The sequence below is a fragment of the Agromyces humi genome, from assembly GCF_009720255.1.
Taxonomy (GTDB): domain Bacteria; phylum Actinomycetota; class Actinomycetes; order Actinomycetales; family Microbacteriaceae; genus Agromyces; species Agromyces humi.
The window spans coordinates 1-875 of the sequence record NZ_WJSP02000692.1 but is presented as its reverse complement, the minus strand read 5'-3'; the positions used below and the strand labels follow the sequence as shown (position 1 = coordinate 875).

Annotated in this window: 2 protein-coding genes; both read left to right on the top strand. The window is 73.1% G+C overall.

Going from position 1 to position 875, the window contains the following annotated elements; genetic code table 11:
* The coding region (locus GH736_RS23565; RefSeq protein ID WP_203230942.1) for a hypothetical protein at positions 1-227 on the top strand (227 nt) is incomplete at its 5' end.
* Between the two features lie 42 nt (positions 228-269).
* Positions 270-875 (top strand): SDR family NAD(P)-dependent oxidoreductase (locus tag GH736_RS23560; protein ID WP_159607506.1); only part of this gene is annotated, 606 nt, incomplete at its 3' end.

Here is an 875-nt window from a genome sequence, read left to right as displayed (position 1 = left end):
CGTCGACCCACGCGGGCTCGCGGTCACCGGCGAGCGCCTGGACGAGCAGCGCCGAGTCCTGTCCGATCGCACGGTGGATGCGCCAGCTGTCGACCTCGACGCCGCAGTGGATCGTGTCGGCGGTCACCGCCACTCCCGCCGCCGCCGCGGCACCCCTCCTCCTCGAGATCCTCGACGGCGAACTCCGGTCGCGCGACGACGAGACCGTGGCCGCACGCTCCGCCTGACCGCCCTATCGCGCCGTATCAGGCGCCGCTAGGGTGGCGACCATGGATCTCGGGCTCGCGGGCAGGACCGTCGTCGTCACCGGAGCGGGCAAGGGCATCGGGCTCGCCACCGTGCGGGCACTGCTCGACGAGGGCGCGCTCGTGGTCGCGGGCTCGCGCAGCGCCAATGACGACACGCGTGCCCTCGAGGGGCGCGAGGGGTTCGCGTTCGTCGAGGTCGACCTCGGCAGCGCCGACGGGCCGCAGCGGCTCATCGACGCGGCCGATGGCGAGATCCACGCCATCGTGAACAACGTCGGCTCGGCGCCCGTGCGCCCCGATGGCTTCGCGTCGATCAGCGACGAGGACTGGCTGGGCACGTTCACGCTCAACGTCCTGGCGGCCGTGCGCCTCACTCGTGCCGCGATCCCGCGCATGGCGGCCGGCGGCGCGATCGTGAACGTCGCCTCCGAGAACTCGCTGCTGGCGGATCCCCTGGTGATGGACTACAGCGCCGCGAAGGCAGCGCTGCTCAGCTTCTCGAAGTCGCTCTCGAAGGAGCTGGCCGCCGGCGGCATCCGCGTCAACACGGTGAGCCCCGGGCCGGTCGCGACCGACCTGTGGCTCGGCGAGCACGGCGTCGCGGCGACCGTCTCGCGGGCGACCGGC